The following is a 3,711-nucleotide window of genomic DNA, read 5'->3' as shown; positions in this document are numbered from 1 at the left end:
GGGGTCTGTTGCCGGAGGGGGCAGAATAGTACGCTAAGGCGGTTTGATCATCTTTTGGGCCATCTGTATTCGCCAGTGAGCAGGATGTGGGCCCATCCGAGGGGTGAGATATGCGCCAGAAGGTCTGGTGTGCAATACAATCCATCGCGGCGGCGGCCATTGACTGCCTGCCCGAGGTGCTTGGTGTTCCAGTAAATGATGATCGCGGCGAGCAGATTCAGCCCGGCCATTCGGAAGTGTTGTCCCTCGGTTGTTCTATCGCGAATTTCACCTTGGCGGCCAATGCGTAGGGCGTTCTTGAGGGCGTGATGTGCTTCGCCCTTGTTCAGACCTATTTGCGCGCGACGTTGCATGTCGACGTCCAGCAGCCAGTCGATGATAAACAGTGTCCGTTCAACCCGTCCGATTTCACGTAGCGCGACGGCCAACTCATGCTGCCGGGGATATGCAGCGAATTTCCTTAAGAGTTGGCTTGGGGACATCGCGCCCGCCACCATTGTGGCCGTGCTGCGCAGGATATCTGACCAATTTGAGCTGATAACGGGTTCCCTAACCTTGCCGCCGATCAACCCCTTCAATTCTTTCGGGCAGGATGCTGGATCGAAGAGGTAGAGGCGTTTGGATGGCAGGTCCCGGATACGGGGGATGAACTGAAAGCCCAAAAGGGCGGTGACGGCAAAGACGTGGTCGGTGAAGCCGCCCGTGTCGGCATACTGTTCGCGGATTTTCTGGCCTGCGTCTGTCATTAACAGGCCGTCCAGGATGTAAGGGGCCTCGTTCACCGTGGCCGGGATGGTCTGGGTGGCGAAGGGGCCGAACTGGTCGGAGACATGGGTATAGGCTTTCAAACCGGGTTCATGGCCGTATTTGGCGTTGATCAGGTTGATCGCTTCGCCCTGGCGCGTGGTGGGGAAGAACTGCCCATCACTGGACGCGCTGGTGCCACCGCCCCAGAACTGGGCCATTGGCAAGGCGGATTGGCCTTCGATCACCATGGCCAGTGCGCGCGCCATCGCCTCGCTTTCAACATGCCACCGCGACAAGCGCGACAGTTGGAAATAGTCGTGGGTGTGCGTGGCCCCGGCCATTTTGGAGAGGCCAAGGTTAAGCCCTTCAGCCAGCAATACATTCAGCATGCCGACCCTGTCCTTGCATGGGACGCCAGTGCGCAGATGGGTGAAGGCCTCGGTAAAGCCGATCTCGTCATCCACTTCGAGCAGCAGGTCGGTGATCCTGATCTCTGGCAGGCGTTTGTAAAGGTCGAGCACCAAGGCGTCGGCCTCTTCGGGAACATCGGCAGTCAAGCGATCGATCTTGAGCACGCCATCTTCGATGGAGCCTCCCGGAATGGCACCGGCCCTGGCGGCGCGGGCCAATCGCTGTAAGCCGTCAGCCAAACGAGATTTACGATCTGCCAGCCATATTTCCGGCTCATATGGCATGGCCATTCTTGGCGTTACCCTGGCAACTTCGGCCGGAACCAGCGTGTCCTTGAGGTCGCCATACCTGCGGGAATGGGCAAGCCAGATGTCGCCGGCTCTGAATGCATCGCGCAAGTGGCACAGGACCGCCACCTCCCAGAGGCGGTGCCCATCATCTTTATTGAGGTGTCGATGCCATTTCGAGGTCCGGCGCAGAAAGGTCAGCGGGCGGTCGCCTGTGGTTTCCGTTCCCGCGACGATGCTGGCAGCTTCCAACAACGGTTCGGCAACCTGAGCGGCCTGAATATCAAGCGCCCGCAGCATGCGCGGCGCATAACGTCGGAAGCGATGATACCCGTGAACAACATGTGCCAGCGGATCGGCAGCCAATGTGTCGGTGAGTTGGGCAGCGGTGGCGACAAGCCCCCTGAGCGACAACCAGCCGCCTGCGTTTTGAACGGCATCGATGAGGGAGGCCTGATCTTCATGTGCCTCCAGCAGCGCTGATCCATAATTAGAGAAGCCCTGCAAGGTGTCTTTCAACGCGGCCTTGGCATCATCTGCACGGGCATCGCATGCGCGTTTCGCCTCACGCCACGTCCTTCCAACAATACGGTCATGGGTCTCGACCACTGCATCGGCAATGGCGCTGTGCCATTCCAAAGCACAGACCGCGAGGATGGCAAGGCGACGATCACCTGAAATATCCCGTAGATCACCGGCGAAATATCGTTCCCCTTGCCGTCGGAGGCGCGCGATACGGTGGGGTGGCACACCGGCAAGGATAGATCTTTCCACGGGCATGCCCTGCAAGAATTCCAGCCGATCAAGTAGGCGGTTCATGTCGGCTGAGTTCTGCCCCACCTCAAACTGGCGCAGCCAGACGAAGCGGGTGACGGAGCTGTCTACGGTTTCCGTCAACAGGGCATCAAGTCGGCTTTGTGTCTCATCATCCAGTCGGTCAGCAACCCGCGTGTCAAGCCGTCGCTCGGCAGCAACGAGTGCGTCCGCGCAGAGGCGTTCAATAACCGTAATCCCAGGCAGAATGGTCTGGGTTGCCCGACATTGCTCTACAAAACGCCGTGCCAAATCCTCGTTCGACCGAGCGGTTTCGGCTTCGTTCTCAAGCCAGGCCTTCAGATCGCGCGATCCTCGGCCAGTGAACATCTTGTATCCGTAAATCTCACGCAGAGTGGCCAAGTGTTCGCGGCGCGTTTCGTCCCGTGTCGCATATTCCACCAGATCATCAGGCTTCAGTCCGAGTTGCGCAGCCAAAAATCGTGACAAGGCCGCAGAAATAACCTCGCCTGGCGCGAGCAACCGACCAGGGTATCGCAATGCGCAAAGCTGAAGGGCGAAGCCGAAACGATTATGGGGACGACGACGGGCGCGAATGATTTCCAAATCATCATCTGCCAGCGTGTAGTGACGCAGCATCGCCGTTTCGTCGGTCGGCAGATCAAGCAGCGCTTCCCGCTGGCGGTCAGTGAGCATTTTCCTGCGGGGCATGTGGTTCCTTCCAAGATCAAAGCGGCTGTCCGTAAGAGGTTCCTTCACCGGACATGTATTGCAAAGGTTGGCAGGGTCAGAGAAACCACACCTCAGAATATCTCGTATAGGTGGTACGATTTGATTCGCATATGCCGCCCCTTAATCGTACTTTAAAGCTATGACTGTGACCAAAATTGGCTATGCCCGCTGCTCGACTGACAAACAGGACCTGACCGCACAACGGCAGGCCCTATGCGCCTTGGGCGTATCAGAGGATCTCATTTATACTGACCACGGGCTGACGGGCACCAACCGCGCCCGCCCCGGTCTCGACCAAGCACTAGCTGCCGTCCGGGAAGGTGACGTGCTGGTCGTGCCAAAATTGGATCGCCTTGCCCGGTCCGTCCCCGATGCACGTGCGATCGCAGATCAGTTAGAGAAAAAAGGCGTCAAGCTCGCGTTGGGGATTTCCATCTACGACCCAACGGACCCAATGGGTAAAATGTTCTTCAACATTCTGGCCACATTTGCTGAGTTTGAAGCCGACCTCATCCGGTTGCGGACCAAGGAGGGCATGGCTATCGCACGGGCAAAGGGCAAACTCCGGGGGAAACAGCCGAAACTCTCTGAAAAGCAACAAAAAGAACTCGCACGCATGCATGCCACCGGTGACTATTCCATCAGTGACCTGGCAGAGGTCTTTGCGGTCTCAAGGCCAACGATCTACAGAACTTTGCACCGCACAGGAGCCAAAATCAGCCCTTAGCGTACTATTCTGCCCCCTCCGGCATCAGACCCC

General features: G+C 58.1%; 2 protein-coding genes. One reads left to right on the top strand and one right to left on the bottom strand.

What is annotated here, in order from left to right:
- Positions 1–47: 47 nt before the first annotated feature.
- The gene (locus tag DL1_RS20440) at positions 48–2,930 is read right to left on the bottom strand and encodes a Tn3 family transposase (protein ID WP_038070180.1); all 2,883 of its coding nucleotides are present in this window, start codon (positions 2,928–2,930) and stop codon (positions 48–50) included.
- Positions 2,931–3,090: 160 nt separating this feature from the next.
- Between DL1_RS20440 and DL1_RS20435 the strand changes: the two genes are divergently transcribed.
- The gene (locus DL1_RS20435) at positions 3,091–3,678 is read left to right on the top strand and encodes a recombinase family protein (protein ID WP_038070177.1); all 588 of its coding nucleotides are present in this window, start codon (positions 3,091–3,093) and stop codon (positions 3,676–3,678) included.
- Positions 3,679–3,711: the final 33 nt, after the last annotated feature.

Origin of the sequence: Thioclava dalianensis, assembly GCF_000715505.1 — a bacterium.
In the GTDB taxonomy this organism is placed as follows: domain Bacteria; phylum Pseudomonadota; class Alphaproteobacteria; order Rhodobacterales; family Rhodobacteraceae; genus Thioclava; species Thioclava dalianensis.
This window is presented reverse-complemented; position numbering and strand designations above follow the sequence as displayed.